Origin of the sequence: Citrobacter sp. L55, from assembly GCF_002850715.1 — a bacterium.
GTDB classification, from domain to species: Bacteria; Pseudomonadota; Gammaproteobacteria; order Enterobacterales; family Enterobacteriaceae; genus Citrobacter; species Citrobacter braakii.
The window spans coordinates 646,344-662,904 of sequence record NZ_KZ559399.1; the positions used below are offsets into that span (position 1 = coordinate 646,344).

The 16,561-nt window shown below is 53.3% G+C and carries 12 protein-coding genes and 1 pseudogene; 7 read left to right on the forward strand and 6 right to left on the reverse strand.

Annotated elements, in window-relative coordinates; translation table 11 throughout:
• Window positions 1-156 precede the first annotated feature (156 nt).
• Entirely contained in the window at window positions 157-696 is a 540-nt protein-coding gene (locus B9P82_RS03215; protein WP_003030814.1) for a glycine zipper 2TM domain-containing protein, read from the forward strand.
• A gap of 57 nt (window positions 697-753) precedes the next feature.
• On the opposite strand, the gene B9P82_RS03220 is transcribed toward B9P82_RS03215, so the two are convergent.
• Together B9P82_RS03220 and comR are read right to left on the reverse strand one after the other, a co-directional pair.
• Complete coding sequence (locus B9P82_RS03220) at window positions 754-2,934, reverse strand: TonB-dependent siderophore receptor (RefSeq protein ID WP_101699929.1); 2,181 nt, start codon at window positions 2,932-2,934, stop codon at window positions 754-756.
• 255 nt (window positions 2,935-3,189) lie between these two features.
• The gene (gene comR, locus B9P82_RS03225) at window positions 3,190-3,825 is read right to left on the reverse strand and encodes a TetR family copper-responsive transcriptional repressor ComR (RefSeq protein WP_016156207.1); all 636 of its coding nucleotides are present in this window, start codon (window positions 3,823-3,825) and stop codon (window positions 3,190-3,192) included.
• A 243-nt stretch (window positions 3,826-4,068) separates the two neighbouring features.
• Between comR and bhsA the strand changes: the two genes are divergently transcribed.
• Window positions 4,069-4,326, forward strand: a complete 258-nt coding sequence (gene bhsA, locus B9P82_RS03230; RefSeq protein ID WP_029139491.1) for a multiple stress resistance protein BhsA — start codon at window positions 4,069-4,071, stop codon at window positions 4,324-4,326.
• A gap of 84 nt (window positions 4,327-4,410) precedes the next feature.
• On the opposite strand, the gene B9P82_RS03235 is transcribed toward bhsA, so the two are convergent.
• The 3 genes and pseudogenes from B9P82_RS03235 to B9P82_RS03245 form a co-directional block, all read right to left on the reverse strand.
• Entirely contained in the window at window positions 4,411-5,376 is a 966-nt protein-coding gene (locus B9P82_RS03235) for a L,D-transpeptidase LdtC (RefSeq protein WP_016156209.1), read from the reverse strand.
• A 148-nt stretch (window positions 5,377-5,524) separates the two neighbouring features.
• Window positions 5,525-8,970: pseudogene (gene mfd / locus B9P82_RS03240) on the reverse strand (transcription-repair coupling factor).
• Window positions 8,971-9,088: 118 nt separating this feature from the next.
• Window positions 9,089-10,153 (reverse strand): acyltransferase family protein, encoded by a 1,065-nt coding sequence (locus tag B9P82_RS03245; protein ID WP_101699930.1) that lies wholly within the window; start codon window positions 10,151-10,153, stop codon window positions 9,089-9,091.
• Window positions 10,154-10,414: 261 nt separating this feature from the next.
• Here B9P82_RS03245 and lolC point away from each other — a divergent pair, with 261 nt between their 5' ends.
• The 5 genes from lolC (at window position 10,415) to cobB (ending at window position 15,442) form a co-directional block, all read left to right on the forward strand.
• Complete coding sequence (gene lolC, locus B9P82_RS03250; protein ID WP_003030806.1) at window positions 10,415-11,614, forward strand: lipoprotein-releasing ABC transporter permease subunit LolC; 1,200 nt, start codon at window positions 10,415-10,417, stop codon at window positions 11,612-11,614.
• Window positions 11,607-12,308: a lipoprotein-releasing ABC transporter ATP-binding protein LolD gene (gene lolD, locus B9P82_RS03255; RefSeq protein WP_003832278.1), complete on the forward strand. Its 702-nt coding sequence runs from the start codon at window positions 11,607-11,609 to the stop codon at window positions 12,306-12,308. The genes lolC and lolD overlap by 8 nt, the downstream gene beginning before the upstream one ends.
• Window positions 12,308-13,552, forward strand: a complete 1,245-nt coding sequence (gene lolE / locus B9P82_RS03260; RefSeq protein WP_016152683.1) for a lipoprotein-releasing ABC transporter permease subunit LolE — start codon at window positions 12,308-12,310, stop codon at window positions 13,550-13,552. Before lolD ends, lolE begins: the two co-directional genes overlap by 1 nt.
• 141 nt (window positions 13,553-13,693) lie before the next feature.
• Entirely contained in the window at window positions 13,694-14,605 is a 912-nt protein-coding gene (gene nagK / locus B9P82_RS03265; RefSeq protein ID WP_016152684.1) for an N-acetylglucosamine kinase, read from the forward strand.
• Between the two features lie 15 nt (window positions 14,606-14,620).
• The gene (cobB, locus tag B9P82_RS03270; protein ID WP_016152685.1) at window positions 14,621-15,442 is read left to right on the forward strand and encodes a Sir2 family NAD+-dependent deacetylase; all 822 of its coding nucleotides are present in this window, start codon (window positions 14,621-14,623) and stop codon (window positions 15,440-15,442) included.
• A 51-nt stretch (window positions 15,443-15,493) separates the two neighbouring features.
• On the opposite strand, the gene potD is transcribed toward cobB, so the two are convergent.
• The gene (gene potD, locus B9P82_RS03275) at window positions 15,494-16,540 is read right to left on the reverse strand and encodes a spermidine/putrescine ABC transporter substrate-binding protein PotD (RefSeq protein WP_029139492.1); all 1,047 of its coding nucleotides are present in this window, start codon (window positions 16,538-16,540) and stop codon (window positions 15,494-15,496) included.
• Between the last annotated feature and the right edge of the window lie 21 nt (window positions 16,541-16,561).

Consider the following 16,561-nt stretch of genomic DNA (forward strand, 5'->3'; position numbering starts at 1 on the left):
GCGTCGGATGTTTGTACTTATCCGGCGCCTTCCTTCAGAGTTCTCCGAATCATCCTGCCTTCGCTCCTCCTCGTGCTATTTTCATCCGTAATCTGATTGGCATTCCTTACCTTCTGTTGCAAAGTTGTTGCTAATAGCAAAAAAGGAGGAAGTCCCGTGAATAAATCTATGTTGGCGGGTATAGGGATTGGCGTAGCTGCTGCGCTGGGTGTTGCAGCGGTGGCCAGTCTTAACGTTTTCGAGCGTGGCCCACAGTATGCACAAGTTGTCTCTGCAACACCGATTAAAGAGTCGGTAAAAACACCGCGCCAGGAGTGTCGGAACGTGACGGTCACGCACCGTAAGCCGGTACAAGATGAAAACCGTATCGCGGGTTCCGTGCTGGGTGCGGTTGCTGGTGGCGTTATCGGCCATCAGTTTGGCGGCGGACGCGGTAAAGATATTGCTACCGTGGCCGGTGCTTTAGGCGGCGGTTATGCAGGTAACCAGATCCAGGGTTCGATGCAAGAAAATGATACGTACACTACTACGCAGCAGCGTTGTAAAACGGTGTATGACAAATCTGAAAAAATGCTGGGCTACGACGTGACGTACAAAATTGGCGATCAGCAGGGGAAAATCCGTATGGATAAGGACCCCGGCGCGCAAATTCCGTTGGATAACAACGGACAGTTGGTACTGAATAACAAAGCGTAAAATAGCATTATCCTGAACATTAGCCCCCCATTCGCTCAGGCTGGGGGGCTTTTTTTATCAGAAGGTTAAGGCGTAGTTCAGACCAAACGTGCGGCCCCGGCCCTTGTATTCATACAGTGACGGGCTACCGTAGGTTGGGCTGTACAGCAGTGGCGCACGTTGTCCCCACAGCGTGGTGTACTCTTCATTCAGCAGGTTTTCTACGCTAAAGGTCAGTTTACCCAACGGGAGCTGATAGCTGCCGATAAAGTCCATCGTGTTATAGCCGTCCAGCTTATTGCCGCTGGCGTCCGTCAGATCAAATGTTTGCTGGCTCTGTACGCGCAATGTCCACGGTTCAGGTGCCCAGCCGACCCACGCGGTGGCTTTGGACGGGGAAGCCAGGGTGACATCCCATTTCTGCCACTCACCGTTTTGCTTCACTTCCGATTTAATGACGTTGAAGTTGCCGCCCAGACTCCAGTCCGTATCCGCAATGAAATAATCCACCGCACCTTCAAGGCCATAAATACGGCGATCGTCGGGCTGGACGTTAATGGTCATATCGCTGCGGTTGATAACGATCGATTTATCCGAAGTAGAGTAGTAAGCGGCCAGCTGCGTGCGCAGACTGTCGCCAGTGTAGCGCCATCCCAGTTCGTAGGAGTTAACTTTAATCCCCTCCAGGCGTGAGTCCGCCACGTTGACGCTGCGCTGGAGCTGGTAATGATCGCCAACCAGGGAATAGGTGCCGTTACCGTAATATTTCCCCGGGTCCGGAAGCTCCACGCCCTGAGAGAAGTTAAACCATGTCTGCTGACGGTCGGTCAGGTGGGCGAGAATACCGGCGTTAAACAGGAAATTATCGTAATCGGTTTTACCGCCAGGAATGGTATCGGCGGAGTTTGCCAGGCCGGTGGCAATTCCCTGTTGTTGGGCATAGCCAACGAAATCATCCACCCTGTTTTCGGTCCATTGATAGCGCACACCGCCGCTGAGGGTAAAAATGTCGTTAATGTCATAGCTGTTCTGCAGGAAAGGCGCGAAGTTGGTGATGCTGTAACCGGGGTAACGCCCGGTGGTATAAGCGGTTCGGTTGTCCATACCGCCGGAGGGCAGGGACCAGGCCAGATCGAAGAATTTCTGATTGGAATCGAAGGTTTCGTGATCGGCATCGACACCCCACGTCAGCTCCCAGTTATCCATCAGCTGGCTGTTGAGGGTGATTTTGGCACCAAACTGGTCTGTGTCCTGCTGCGATGCGGAGAAACTGGTGACCTTGCCTTTGCTCAGCGTAGGGAAGGGGTAGAATTTCAGCGATTCGTCACGGTAATAGATTTGGCTGACCAGGTTCTGGCCGAAGAAATCCGCGTCTGAATACTGCAGGCTGATCAGATGACGCTCGGTGCCGGGAATACGATCGGAATTCAGTCCGCTGCTGGTATAAGCCTTACCGTTTCCCGTCACGGCGGACATGTTCTCGCCAAGATCCAGTCCGTAATCGTCATCCCCCTGGCTCTTATAATACTGCGTAACCAGCTGTAACTGACGGTTGTCGTCAAGCTCAATCGTTCCGGTGCCCATCACGTCCAGACGATCGGAGTGCTGCAGGCCGGTTTGGGTGTTATCCAGCAGCAGGGCATCGTGATTGCCGTCATACCAGCCGCCAAACCGTTGATACGCGACGGACATGCGCCCGGAAGCGCGATCGGTTCCTCCGCTCACCGCCGCGGCAACGCGTTCATCATGATCGTTACTGTTATTGAAGCCGCTTTTACTCCCCAGTTCGAGTTCTACTTCACGCTCCGGCTGGCCTTTTTTGGTGACAATGTTGATTAACCCACCGGTACTGCCGCCGCCATACAGTGAGGTTGCACCTGAGATGACTTCAATGTGTGCGATGTTAAACGGGTCAATAGAATCCAGTTGGCGACTGTCAGTACGCGAGGAGTTCAGACGGACACCGTCTATCAGTACTACGATGGCACGACCGCGCATATTCATGCCGTAGTTTGTGCGCCCCTGGCTGCTGACATCGATTCCTGGGATTAACTGAGCAAGAACATCTTTGAACTCTTTCCCCCCCTGAACCTGCTGTTCAATCTCGCTTCCTTCAATAACCCAGGTCGTTTGCGCCATTTCTGCCACGGTGCGTTGACTACGGTTGGCACTGACGATGAGGTTATCTTCCTCAGCCGCGATGGCTGGGAGAGTTAAAGACAACAAGAGAGGATTGAGCACCCAGAGACGCTTATGCATTTGTATTCCTTTTAAAAAAGAGTCGAGCTGTTTTTGTTATGGCGGTAGAGAAACCGATGGTTACATTGTGAAACAGGTGTTAAAACAAATGCGAATATTGCTGATAATAATTGTTGTTATCAATACATTTTACAAAAAATGATCGGATAAGATGATGAAAACACTGAATAATGTAGGGGTAATCCGCGGAAATCTAACCGGGGGCTTAATCAGCTCCCGGTGGTGTCAGTACTGCGGGGAAATAGCGGGAAAGGGTTAAACTTTGATAAGTTCAGGCCACAGTCGCAGAGTCGTGTGTGCGATCTGCATCAGTTTTTCAAACGTCGCGCCTTCACGGGCGCTGATCGACATACCCTGTAAAATACAGTTTAGGTATTCGGCCAGTTTTTGTACGTCGCAATGGGCCGGAATTTCGCCTCGTTGCTGGCGCTGGTGAAGGAACTGGGTAAGTGTCTGTTCCTGCATGGCATGGCGGGATTTCACCGTGTGCGCAATATCCCGGGAAGAGGCCGCCAGTGTCGCAGATGTGTTAATCATGAAACATCCCGCCGGGGTGTCTTTACTGGTAAAGCAGGTCGCTATTGCGGTGAAATAGTCTTCCAGCGCGCACTCAAGACTTTTTTCTTCACAAAATAACTGGGCTTCATGTTTCGCCGCGAAGCGAGTGATGTAGCGGTCCAGTACGGCACGAAACAACCCCTCTTTATTGGTGAATTCCGCATACAGCGTGGGCGCTTTTGCGCCGGTTGCTTCTACCAGATCGGCGAGCGATGTCGCTTCATACCCGTGCTGCCAGAAGAGTGTCATGGCCTTATCAAGCGCGGCTTCCCTGTCGAACACTTTTGGTCGGCCACGGCTTTTTTTAGCACAACCTGTCATTTCAGTTGTCATGGTGCCGATGTACCTTTGTTGGGTTTATTGAATAACCATTATAAAAATATTCGACTGCACACTCCAGCGGATTAGCGATAAAAATAATTTAACGCTATTGATATGAAAAATAAGGTCTTTGTATTTTATATAACGATCATTATAAAAAAATGTTGACGTGTGACCTGGATCACATCTATGATTTACCTATCGATCGTTAAGTTAATCTTTGCGACACACATTCATCTGCTAAAGGTCACTATCATGAAAAACGTAAAAACTCTGTTTGTTGCTGCTGTTCTTAGCTCACTCTCATTTGCAAGCTTTGCTGCCGTTGAAGTTCAGGCCACACCAGCGGGCCAACAGAAAGTCGGTACTATTTCTGCGAATGCGGGGACTAACTTAGGTTCTCTGGAAGATCAACTGGCGCAGAAAGCGGATGAGATGGGGGCGAAGTCTTTCCGTATTACTTCTGTTACCGGTCCTAACACCCTCCACGGGACTGCAGTTATCTACAAATAAGATTTAACCCATCGCAATGCCACTGCGAGTTAAATAAAAACCCCCGCGGAATAAAATCCAGCGGGGGTTTTTTATGCGCTGAGTTTACAGCGGTTGTTGAGCAACGTCGTGATGACGGGTGACATCGACCGGCATGCCTGAGCGAATCTCCATCGCATGTTCCATGACGGCAGAGTCCGTTTGCGCCGCATTCTTAAACGTCTGCATGGATGCGTTCAGCACGATCGGCAGCAATTGCGGGTCGTCATTGATTTTTTCGGACAACGGCTGGTGTACTTCAACCAGGCGCACGCCGTTAGGTTCAACAGATGCTTTGATTGGCGTATTGATAATATTGACCTTGGTTCCTGGCTTCACCTGACGGAACAGGGTTTCGATATCACCGTCGCGTAGACGAATACAGCCGGAACTGACGCGCATTCCAATGCCAAAATCAGCATTAGTTCCGTGCAGCAGATACACGCCGCCGTATGCCGCTAAGCGAATGGCATGATGGCCCATCGGGTTATCCGGCCCGGCAGGCACTACGGCAGGAAGGTCGATCCCGTTCGCTTTGTATCGCGCGCGGATATTTGCCGTAGGCGTCCAGGTTGGGTTGGCACGTTTATCAGAGATAGTGGTTACCATTGTGGGCGTCAGCGTGTCACCGCCTAACTGGCCAATACCAATAGGATACACGGTCACCGAATTTGTCCCTGGCTGGTAATAATAAAGACGCAGTTCGGCGAGGTTGATAACAATGCCTTCGCGTGGCGCGTCCGGCAGCAGGGTTTGCAACGGAATAGTCAGCACGCTGCCCGGACGTGGTACGTAAGGGTCAACGCCGGGGTTGGCCTGTAGCAGCGCCAGAAAGCCGACATTGTATTTTTTCGCAATCGCTTCCAGAGAACCGCCATTGTCTTCGACAACATGAACGGCATTCTGACCCACCACGCGGCTTCCCGGTGGCGGTAGCGGCCAGGTATTTGCCTGGGCCGGAAGCGCTAACGCGAAGGTCGCGGCAAGCGTAAAAAATGCTAACCAACGAGAGAGTCGTTTATTGTTTAACATCACCATAAATCCATTGTTTTTACGTGGTTTTTATTATGTAAAAGTAAACAAGAATTATGGCGGTTTGCAGTGTCGGGAAGTGCAGGGAAGTGCAAAGAGTTTGTAAATTCATCAGGCCGGGTGAGTGGAGGACTCACCCGGCTTGACGCTAGGCTACGGCGTTCTCTTCAAGCTGGCGCATAAACTGGCGAACCCAGTCGATCCGTGCTTTACGCTCGCCCAACTCCTGCATGAATTTCAGGCGTGTTGGACCATCCAGACGGAAGTGTTGCGGTTGTTTTTGCAGTAAACCAATTAGCCAGACCGGGTTAACGTGGTTTTTCTCGGCAAACTCAATAGTACCGCCTTTTTCATTGCCTTCGAGCTTTCTGATCCCCAGTTTCTGCGCCTGCTGGCGTAAACGGGCAATATCCAGCAACGTCCGGGCCGGGTCGGGCAGCAGGCCAAAACGGTCTATCAGCTCGACCTTAATTTCTTCCAGCTCGGTTTCGCCTTTCGCACTGGCAATGCGCTTGTAGAACGACAGTCGCGTGTTGACATCCGGGATATAGTTATCCGGCAGAAGCGATGGCATGCGCAGTTCGACTTCGGTTTGCTGGCTGGTGAGATCTTCCAGCGACGGTTCACGCCCTTCTTTGAGCGCATCGACAGCGTTTTCCAGCAGCTCCATATACAGTGAGAAACCGATGCTTTCCATGGAGCCACTTTGATCTTCGCCCAGCAGTTCCCCAGCGCCACGAATTTCGAGGTCGTGGGTCGCCAACGCAAAACCTGCACCTAAATCTTCCAGCGAGGCGATGGCTTCCAGACGTTTTTGTGCGTCGGTGGTCATCGCTTTTGGGTGCGGCGTCAGCAGCCAGGCGTATGCCTGATGGTGTGAGCGTCCCACACGACCCCGTAGCTGATGCAATTGCGCTAAACCGAAGTGGTCAGCTCGTTCAATGATGATAGTGTTGGCAGTGGGAATGTCGATCCCGGTTTCGATAATGGTGGTACACACCAGCACGTTAAAACGCTGGTGGTGGAAATCGTTCATCACGCGTTCCAGTTCGCGCTCGCGCATTTGCCCGTGGCCGATACCAATGCGCGCTTCCGGCACGAGTTCCGCTAATCTGTCAGCGGTTTTCTGGATATTTTCGACGTCGTTAAAGAGATAATAAACTTGTCCCCCGCGCATAACTTCACGCAGGATAGCCTCGCGTACCACCAGGTTGTCATATTCGCGCACGAAGGTTTTGACCGCCAGACGACGAGCGGGTGGTGTGGCGATGATCGACAGATCGCGCATGCCGCTCATCGCCATGTTGAGCGTGCGCGGAATTGGCGTTGCTGTCAGAGTCAGAATATCTACATCCGCACGCATTGCCTTGATACGTTCTTTGTGGCGAACGCCGAAACGGTGCTCTTCATCGACAATCAGCAGCCCCAGATCTTTTAGCTTCACATCCGCTTGCAGCAGTTTGTGAGTGCCGATGAGAATATCGATTTTACCTTCGGCAACCTGCTCCAGAATCTGCGCTTGCTCTTTGGCGCTACGGAAACGGGACAGCATCTCAATGCGTACCGGCCAATTGGCAAAACGGTCGCGGAAGTTGTCGAAGTGCTGCTGAGCGAGCAGGGTGGTCGGTACCAACACGGCAACCTGCTTGTGATTCTCTACGGCGAGGAAGGCGGCACGCATTGCGACTTCGGTTTTACCAAAGCCGACATCGCCACACACCAGGCGGTCCATGGCCAGTGGTTGACACATATCGCTGAGTACCGCGTTGATCGCCTGTGCCTGGTCGGGCGTGGTTTCAAACGGGAAGCTGTCGCAAAACAGCTGGTACTGTTCACGGTCATGCTTAAAGGCAAAGCCTTCTTTCGCTGCGCGCTGGGCATAAATATCCAGCAGCTCTGCCGCGACATCGCGGACTTTCTCAGCGGCTTTCTGTCGGGCGCGTGACCAGGCATCGCCGCCCAGTTTATGCAGCGGCGCATTCTCTTCCGCGCCGCCGGCGTAGCGGCTTATCAGATGCAGCGACGACACAGGCACATACAGTTTGGCGTCGTTGGCATAGGTGAGCATCAGGTATTCACCGGTGATGCCGCCCGCTTCCAGCGTGGTCATACCGGCATAGCGACCCACGCCGTGCTCCAGATGCACCACTGGCTGACCGGGATGCAGCTCCGCGAGGTTACGAATTAACGTATCCGGGTTGATGGTGCGACGAGAATCCTGGCGGCGACGCGCCACGCGTTCACCGAGCAGATCGCTTTCACAAATCAGCGCCAGATTGCGTTTGCTATCGATGAAGCCGTGCTCGGCTGAGCCAATCATCAGATAACGACCGTTGTCTACGGCTTCGTCGAGTCGCAATATCCGCTTCGGCGCGACTTTGATGCGGGCGAGCAGTTCGCCTAGCGCTTCCCGGCGTCCTTCACTTTCCACCGAGAAAATTACCGGACCGGTAAAGCCTTCAAGGAATTTACGTAATGCATCTAACGGTGCTTTTTGCTGTGCCTGAACGGCGATATCCGGCAGCTTCTGGAACCCGAGGTTGGTATTCGCCGCTTTCTTCGGCAGACTCTCGGTTTTCAGCTGAACACGCGGCCAGCGTTTAAGTTCAGAAAACAGCTCATCAACCCGCAGCCACAGCGATTCCGGTGGCAGAAGCGGGCGCATCGGATCAACGCCGCGATTCTCAAAGCGTGACAGGGTATCGGCCTGGAAGCGTGCAGCGCTGGTCTCGATATCGCCAGTATTTACTAATAACGTATTGGCGGGGAAGTAGCTGAACAGCGGCGGCAGCGGCTCGCTGAAAAACAGCGGCTGCCAGTATTCAATCCCCGTAGGTAACGTGCCTTTGCTGACCTGTTGATAAATATGCTCGGCGTCGCGTTTTACCTCAAACGTATCACGCCACTGACTACGGAACAGCTCGATGGCCGTTTTGTCAGTCGGGAATTCGTGTGCGGGCAGCAAATTAATGGCATCGACTTCTTCCAGCGTGCGCTGAGTGTCAGTATCAAACAAACGCAGGCTGTCGATTTCGTCATCAAAGAAATCCAGACGATAAGGCAATTCGCTGCCCATCGGGAACAGATCTAACAACGCGCCACGCGTGGCGTATTCGCCGTGTTCCATGACCTGATCAACATGGCGATAGCCAGCACTGTCCAGTTGTTCGCGCAGGGCGTCGCGCGAAAGCCGCTGGCCTTTTTTCATGACCAGCGCATGACCGTGCAGATAGCTGTGCGGACAGACACGCTGCATCAGCGTATTTACCGGAACGATCAGTACGCCGCGCTGCATGGCGGGCAGTTGATACAGCGTGGAGAGCCGTGAGGAGATAATCTCCTGATGGGGAGAAAAGCTGTCATAGGGAAGCGTTTCCCAGTCGGGCAGGTTCATCACCATCTGGTCAGTAAACTGACGAATTTCATCATGCAGACGCAAAGCATTTTGCATGTCCGGTGCGTCAGCACCACTGGACCCGCGTGACGTTCGGCGATTTCGGCGACCAGCGTTGCGCAGGCGGCACCCGTAAGCTCACCCAACTGGCGCTGATCGGAAGCGCCCGTTGGGAGCGTGTAACGATGTTGTTCAGGCATTCGGTTGTCAGGATCTCATTTAGATATACATCTGATAAGCAATGTTCTTTATTATCCGTGATCGTTTCTCATAAGCAAATTGATTCGCCCCCGAATGGGGGCAAAAAGCGCGTAGGGGTTAGCGCGAGGCGAGCGATAAAGAGGGCGGGGAAAAGAGCAGATCGGCCACGGTTTTTTGTGAAATCTTACGTACCAGCAGGCCAAACAGGGTGCACAGCAGCAGACAGGCGAACGGATACACCAGTAGCAGGGCCAGCTCCGCGTATGCAGGCCAGGCGGCATGATTGATTTTGGGGATAAGCGTTAAGCTGAACAGCTCAACCAGAATACGGTGTGTGGTGTAGATGGCGATGGTATTGGCGCCAATCACGCTTAACGGACTGGACGCGCGCATGCCAAAGTGGCGCTCGAACTGATAAAACAGCTTCATGATCAGCACAATGGAAAGGAGAGAAAGCAATAGCGAGACATTTGCCAGCCACGCGACGACGGCGACGATTGTGCTACCCAGAACAATGACCGCATGACGGCGCAGGGGCACCTCCTTGATCCACGCCATCAGCGTTGCGCCAAACCATGCGCCGAGGCTATACCAGGGCAAATTGCGAATCACGCTGTTCATTCCCCACCACGGGGTCGGGAAAAAATTGATCGCCACGCTCAGCGCCACAAATAATGCTAACAACGGTATCGCCCAACGGCTGAAAATTTTACACAGAACAAAATAGACAATCAGTGCGTACAGATACCACAGGCTGGTGCTGGCGGTCAGCATCCCGTGGGTAAAACCCGCAATCGAATCCGCATAAGCGGCGTTGGCGGCATGGGTCAGATCGCGCTGCGGGGCGAGCCAGTTATTGAGCGCCACCAACGCCAGCCATTGCACCACTCCCCAAAGCACCAGCACCCAGGCGATACTCCAGATCCGTTTATCCACGCAGGTTGTCCACGGGACGTTATCGATGTAGCGACGGATCAGATACCCCGAAATAAAGAAAAACACCGGCATGCGAAACGGTGCCAGGTACAAATTGAGGTAAATCCAGCATTTGCTCAACACCTCTGACAGTGGATGCTGAAAAGTGGTGAGGTGCGGGTAAAATGTGATCACCGAGTGGTAAATCACCACCAGGCAAATGCATAACCCCTTGATTTGATTAATCCATAGTTCTTTTTTATTCATTGAGACGGCGCATCCATATTGATTGCAATAGCCTGCCATCCTGCGCAACCCGCTGTGCGCTGTAATGCGTAACTGTCTGCATTTTGTTTTTTTAGGATAAAGGTCAGGGATCGGGGTTGTAGGGAAGAGGGACAACTTTAGCGGTTTGATTTATTTATACTTTTAAGAATAGTGCTGACGAACACTTACGGTTCAGTCATTTACCCATTCCGCTTTCGCTTATATACTCGTGACTTTGCTAACAGCAACCAGACGGATTTCATGTACCAACCTGTCGCTCTATTCATCGGCCTGCGTTATATGCGTGGGCGTGCAGCAGATCGCTTCGGTCGCTTCGTTTCCTGGCTCTCCACCATTGGCATTACTCTCGGGGTAATGGCGCTGGTTACGGTGTTGTCGGTGATGAACGGTTTCGAGCGCGAGCTGCAAAACAATATTCTTGGCCTGATGCCTCAGGCCGTCCTCTCGTCTGAACAGGGTTCCCTAAACCCGCAACAGCTACCGGAAAAAGCGGTGGTGTTGAACGGCGTCAACCGCGTTGCACCGATAACCACGGGGGATGTGGTACTGCAAAGTGCGCGTAGCGTGGCAGTCGGCGTGATGCTGGGTATTGACCCGGCGCAAAAAGATCCATTAACGCCATATCTGGTCAATGTGAAGCAAACAGATCTGCAGCCGGGTAAGTATAATGTCATCCTCGGAGAGCAGCTTGCCGGGCAACTGGGTGTTAATCGTGGCGATCAAATTCGCGTGATGGTGCCCTCAGCCAGCCAGTTTACCCCCATGGGGCGTCTGCCGAGCCAGCGTCTGTTTACGGTAATTGGCACCTTCGCCGCCAACAGCGAAGTCGACGGCTACCAGATGCTGACCAACATCCAGGATGCGTCACGTTTGATGCGTTACCCGGTGGGCAATATTACCGGCTGGCGTCTGTGGCTCAACGAACCGTTAAAGGTTGATACGCTGAGCCAGCAAACGCTGCCGCAAGGTACCAAATGGCAGGACTGGCGCGAGCGCAAAGGGGAATTGTTCCAGGCCGTGCGTATGGAGAAAAACATGATGGGGCTGCTGCTTAGCCTGATCGTGGCGGTGGCGGCATTTAATATTATTACCTCGCTGGGTCTGATGGTAATGGAGAAGCAAGGGGAAGTGGCGATTCTACAAACGCAGGGGCTGACGCCGCGGCAGATAATGATGGTGTTTATGGTGCAGGGGGCCAGTGCCGGGATTATCGGCGCGCTGCTGGGTGCGGTGCTGGGCGCATTACTCGCCAGTCAACTGAACAACCTGATGCCAATTATCGGTGTGCTTCTGGATGGGGCTGCGCTGCCGGTCGCCATTGAGCCGCTGCAGGTTATCGTCATTGCGCTGGTGGCGATGGCCATCGCGCTGCTGTCTACGCTTTATCCTTCCTGGCGCGCTGCCGCCACTCAACCCGCTGAGGCTTTACGTTATGAATAAGATCCTGTTGCAATGCGACAACCTGTGCAAACGCTATCAGGAAGGCACAGTGCAGACCGATGTACTGCACGATGTCAGTTTTTGCGTCGGTGAAGGTGAGATGATGGCTATTGTCGGCAGCTCCGGTTCCGGTAAGAGTACGTTGCTGCATCTGTTAGGCGGGCTGGATACGCCAACTTCCGGCGATGTCATTTTTAGCGGTCAGCCGATGAGCAAACTCTCGTCGGCGGCGAAAGCGGAACTGCGCAATCAGAAGCTGGGCTTCATTTATCAGTTCCACCATCTGCTGCCGGACTTTACCGCGCTGGAAAACGTGGCGATGCCGTTGCTGATCGGCAAGAAAAAACCGGCTGAAATCACCGAGCGCGCACGGGATATGCTGAAAGCAGTAGGGCTGGACCATCGTGCCAGCCATCGCCCGTCTGAACTGTCAGGCGGTGAACGCCAGCGCGTGGCCATTGCTCGTGCGCTGGTGAATAACCCGCGCCTGGTACTGGCGGATGAGCCAACGGGTAACCTTGATGCGCGTAACGCGGACAGCATTTTCGAGCTTCTGGGTGAGCTGAACCGCTCTCAGGGCACGGCATTTTTGGTGGTGACACACGATCTGCAACTGGCGAAGCGCATGAGCCGCCAGCTTGAAATGCGCGATGGTCGCCTGACGGCTGAACTGAGCCTGATGGGAGCTGAGTAATGGCTTCGCCTTTATCGTTATTGATTGGTTTGCGTTTTAGCCGTGGTCGGCGGCGCGGCGGCATGGTCTCGCTGATTTCCGTGATTTCCACCGTTGGCATTGCGTTGGGCGTAGCGGTGTTGATCGTCGGCTTAAGCGCCATGAACGGATTTGAGCGTGAGCTTAACAACCGTATTCTGGCCGTGGTGCCGCACGGTGAGATTGAAGCCGTGAATCAGCCGTGGAATAACTGGCAGGAAGCGCTCGACAAGGTACAGAAGGTACCAGGCATTGCCGCTGCGGCGCCTTATATTAACTTTACCGGGCTGGTGGAGAGTGGGGCGAACCTACGCGCAGTGCAGGTGAAGGGCGTTGATCCGCAGCAGGAGCAGCGTTTAAGCGCGCTACCCTCGTTTGTGCAAAACCACGCATGGGATAATTTCAAAGCGGGTGAGCAACAAATCATTATTGGTAAGGGAATTGCCGATGCGCTGAAGGTGAAGCAGGGCGACTGGGTATCGATTATGATCCCTAACGCCAGTGCGGATCATAAGTTACAGCAGCCTAAACGCGTGCGTTTGCACGTCACGGGGATCCTGCAACTGAGCGGTCAGCTCGATCACAGTTTTGCCATGATCCCAATGGAAGATGCGCAGCAATACCTGGATATGGGATCCAGCGTTTCCGGGATCGCGCTGAAAGTGAACGACGTGTTTAACGCCAATAAGCTGGTGCGAGACGCGGGTGAAGTCACCAATAACTATGTGTACATTAAGAGCTGGATCGGTACTTACGGTTATATGTATCGCGATATCCAGATGATCCGCGCCATTATGTATCTGGCGATGGTGCTGGTGATTGGCGTGGCCTGTTTTAATATCGTTTCCACGTTAGTGATGGCGGTAAAAGACAAGAGCGGCGATATTGCGGTATTAAGAACCCTGGGGGCTAAAGATGGCCTTATCCGTGCCATTTTTGTCTGGTACGGCCTGCTGGCGGGGCTGTTCGGTAGCCTGATAGGCGTCGTCATTGGGGTAGTTGTCTCGCTGCAACTGACGCCGATCATTAACGGGATTGAAGCTCTTATCGGCCATCAGTTCCTGTCCGGCGATATCTATTTCATTGACTTCCTGCCATCGGAATTACACTGGCTGGATGTGATTTACGTGCTGGTGACAGCACTCGTGCTGAGTCTTTTGGCAAGTTGGTATCCGGCGCGTCGCGCCAGCAATATTGATCCTGCGAGAGTACTTAGCGGCCAATAACAATATATACACGAAAGCATTCATGCGGCGGTAAGGCGGCAAACCGAAATCTCCACGAGCATAGATAACGATGTGACTGGAGGGTGAGGGCGCAGCCGACCCCAAGGCATCTTGAAGGATGACGTGTATCAAGGAGCGGTGATGTATTACGGATTTGACATCGGCGGGACCAAAATTGCGCTGGGCGTGTTTGATAAGCAACGTCGTTTGCAATGGGAAACTCGCGTCCCTACGCCTCGCGACAGCTATGACGCTTTCCTTGATGCGGTCTGCAATCTGGTGACGGAAGCGGACCAGCGGTTCGGCGTTAAAGGTTCGGTAGGCATCGGCATTCCTGGCATGCCGGAAACGGAAGACGGCACGCTGTATGCGGCCAACGTTCCTGCTGCCAGTGGTAAGCCGCTCCGCGCCGATCTCAGCGCTCGCCTTGACCGCGATGTGCGTCTGGATAACGATGCTAACTGTTTTGCTCTTTCCGAAGCCTGGGATGACGAGTTCACCCAATATCCACTCGTGATGGGGTTGATCCTCGGCACCGGTGTTGGCGGTGGTCTGGTGCTTAACGGGAAATCTATCACCGGGCGCAGCTATATCACCGGCGAGTTTGGTCATATCCGTTTGCCAGTCGATGCGCTGACGTTGATGGGCTTTGATTTCCCATTGCGCCGCTGCGGGTGCGGTCAACTGGGATGCATCGAAAGCTATCTTTCCGGCGGTGGATTTGCGTGGTTGTATCAGCATTACTACCATCAATCGCTGGATGCCCGTGAAATTATCGCGCTGTGGGAGCAGGGTGATGAACAAGCACGTGCCCATGTTGAACGCTATCTGGATTTGCTGGCGGTGTGCCTTGGGAATATCCTGACTATCGTCGATCCTGATTTGGTGGTGATTGGCGGAGGCTTGTCGAATTTTACCGCTATTACGACGCAACTGGCGGACCGACTGCCACGTCATCTGCTGCCGGTTGCCCGGGTGCCGCGTATTGAGCAGGCGCGACACGGTGATGCGGGCGGGATGCGCGGAGCCGCTTTCCTACATCTTACCGATTAATACAAAGAGGTTGTTATGCTGTCGCGCCGGGGTCATCGGTTAAGCCGCTTTCGTAAAAATAAACGCCATATGCGCGATCGCCTGCGTCAACGAATCTTTTTCAGAGACAGAGTGGTGCCTGAATTGATGGAAAAACCAAGAGTGCTGGTACTGACGGGAGCGGGAATCTCCGCTGAGTCAGGAATTCGAACCTTTCGCGCGGCGGATGGTCTCTGGGAAGAACATCGGGTAGAGGACGTTGCGACTCCGGAAGGATTTAGTCGTAATCCGCAACTGGTCCAGTCGTTTTATAACGCCCGTCGTCATCAGTTGCAACAATCAGAAATCCAGCCTAACGCGGCGCATATCGCGCTGGCAAAACTCGAAGCCGAGCTGGGCGACCGTTTTTTACTGGTGACGCAGAACATTGATAACCTGCATGAACGTGCGGGCAGCCAGAACGTAATCCATATGCACGGCGAACTGCTCAAGGTTCGCTGTTCGCAAAGCGGGCAGATTCTGGAGTGGACTGGCGATGTGACTGCGGAAGATAAATGCCATTGTTGCCAGTTTCCGGCGCCGCTGCGCCCGCACGTGGTGTGGTTTGGTGAAATGCCGCTGGGCATGGATGAAATTTATATGGCACTGGCAATGGCCGACGTGTTCATTGCGATTGGTACATCGGGCCATGTATACCCGGCAGCGGGGTTTGTGCATGAAGCTCGACTACATGGGGCGCATACGGTAGAGCTAAATCTCGAACCGAGCCAGGTAGGAAGCGAGTTTGAAGAGAAGTATTACGGTCCGGCAAGCCAGGTGGTGCCTGAGTTTGTTGAGAAATTATTGAAAGGACTGTGATTTTTATGCCCGATACGCGCAGCGCTATCGGGCATTCCTTACAACGCTGAATTAGCGTCCTGCTTTCAGCTTCTGATAATACTCTTCATAGATAGCGCTGGCGGAACCGACATCGTTCTGCCATTCCCCTTTGTTGATGGTTTCTGCATCAGGGTAGAGGGTTTTATCGTTCGCGACTTCAGGGCTTAACAGCTTACGTGCTGCCAGGTTTGGCGTCGGATAACCGATGGTTTCCGCGACTTCTTTCGCCACGTCCGGGCGCAGCAGGAAGTTAATCAGCTTCAGCGCACCTTCTTTATTTTTTGCGTTTGCTGGAATAGACAGGCTGTCCATCCAGAAAATCCCACCTTCTTTCGGCCATACCACTTCCAGCGGTGTACCTGCCTGACGCGCAACATACGCGGAGCCGTTCCACACCATCCCCAGATTGACTTCGCCTTCCATATACGGGTTGGCCGGGTTGTCAGAGTTAAATGCCGCGACGTTAGGCATCAGCTTCTTCAATTCGTTATAGGCGGCTTCAATCTCTTTAGGATCGGTGGTATTGCCGGAGTATCCCAGCTTGCGCAGCGCCATCTGGAACACTTCACGCGCATCATCCGTTAACAGCAGGCTACCTTTGTACTCCGGTTTCCACAGATCGGCCCAGCTGGTTACTGTTTTCGGGTCGATGGCATCGCTATTGATGCCAATGGCCGTCGCACCCCAGATATACGGGATAGAGTAGTCATTGTTGGGGTCGAATGGCTTGTTGAGCATTTCCGGATCGAGGTTGTGGAAGTTGGTCAACGTCGACTTGTCGATCTTCTGGATCATGCCTTCTTTGCGCATTTTATCGACGTAATAGGTGGACGGAACCACCAGATCGTATGCGCCGTCTTTATAGGTTTTGAGCTTGGCGTACATGGTTTCGTTCGACTCGTAGGTCGAATAGATAACCTTAATGCCGGTCTCTTTGGTGAACTGCTCCAGCAGTCCAGGCGGGACATACTCGGTCCAGTTATAGAAATAGAGCGTGTTGTTGTCATTAGCGTGAGCGGCGCTCATGCCCAGTGCCAGAGCACCCGCCGCGAGCAGGTGGCGTGACCATTTTTTCATCATTTAACGTCCCCTGAATTA

What these genes read in the sequence shown, in the direction of transcription:
- comR (WP_016156207.1), bottom strand. Translation starts at nt 3,825, where the DNA reads ATGACAACTGAAATGACAGGTTGTGCTAAAAAAAGCCGTGGCCGACCA.
- lolC (WP_003030806.1), top strand. Translation starts at nt 10,415, where the DNA reads ATGTACCAACCTGTCGCTCTATTCATCGGCCTGCGTTATATGCGTGGG.
- cobB (WP_016152685.1), top strand. Translation starts at nt 14,621, where the DNA reads ATGCTGTCGCGCCGGGGTCATCGGTTAAGCCGCTTTCGTAAAAATAAA.
- lolD (WP_003832278.1), top strand. Translation starts at nt 11,607, where the DNA reads ATGAATAAGATCCTGTTGCAATGCGACAACCTGTGCAAACGCTATCAG.
- nagK (WP_016152684.1), top strand. Translation starts at nt 13,694, where the DNA reads ATGTATTACGGATTTGACATCGGCGGGACCAAAATTGCGCTGGGCGTG.
- B9P82_RS03235 (WP_016156209.1), bottom strand. Translation starts at nt 5,376, where the DNA reads ATGTTAAACAATAAACGACTCTCTCGTTGGTTAGCATTTTTTACGCTT.
- B9P82_RS03245 (WP_101699930.1), bottom strand. Translation starts at nt 10,153, where the DNA reads ATGAATAAAAAAGAACTATGGATTAATCAAATCAAGGGGTTATGCATT.
- lolE (WP_016152683.1), top strand. Translation starts at nt 12,308, where the DNA reads ATGGCTTCGCCTTTATCGTTATTGATTGGTTTGCGTTTTAGCCGTGGT.
- bhsA (WP_029139491.1), top strand. Translation starts at nt 4,069, where the DNA reads ATGAAAAACGTAAAAACTCTGTTTGTTGCTGCTGTTCTTAGCTCACTC.
- B9P82_RS03220 (WP_101699929.1), bottom strand. Translation starts at nt 2,934, where the DNA reads ATGCATAAGCGTCTCTGGGTGCTCAATCCTCTCTTGTTGTCTTTAACT.
- potD (WP_029139492.1), bottom strand. Translation starts at nt 16,540, where the DNA reads ATGAAAAAATGGTCACGCCACCTGCTCGCGGCGGGTGCTCTGGCACTG.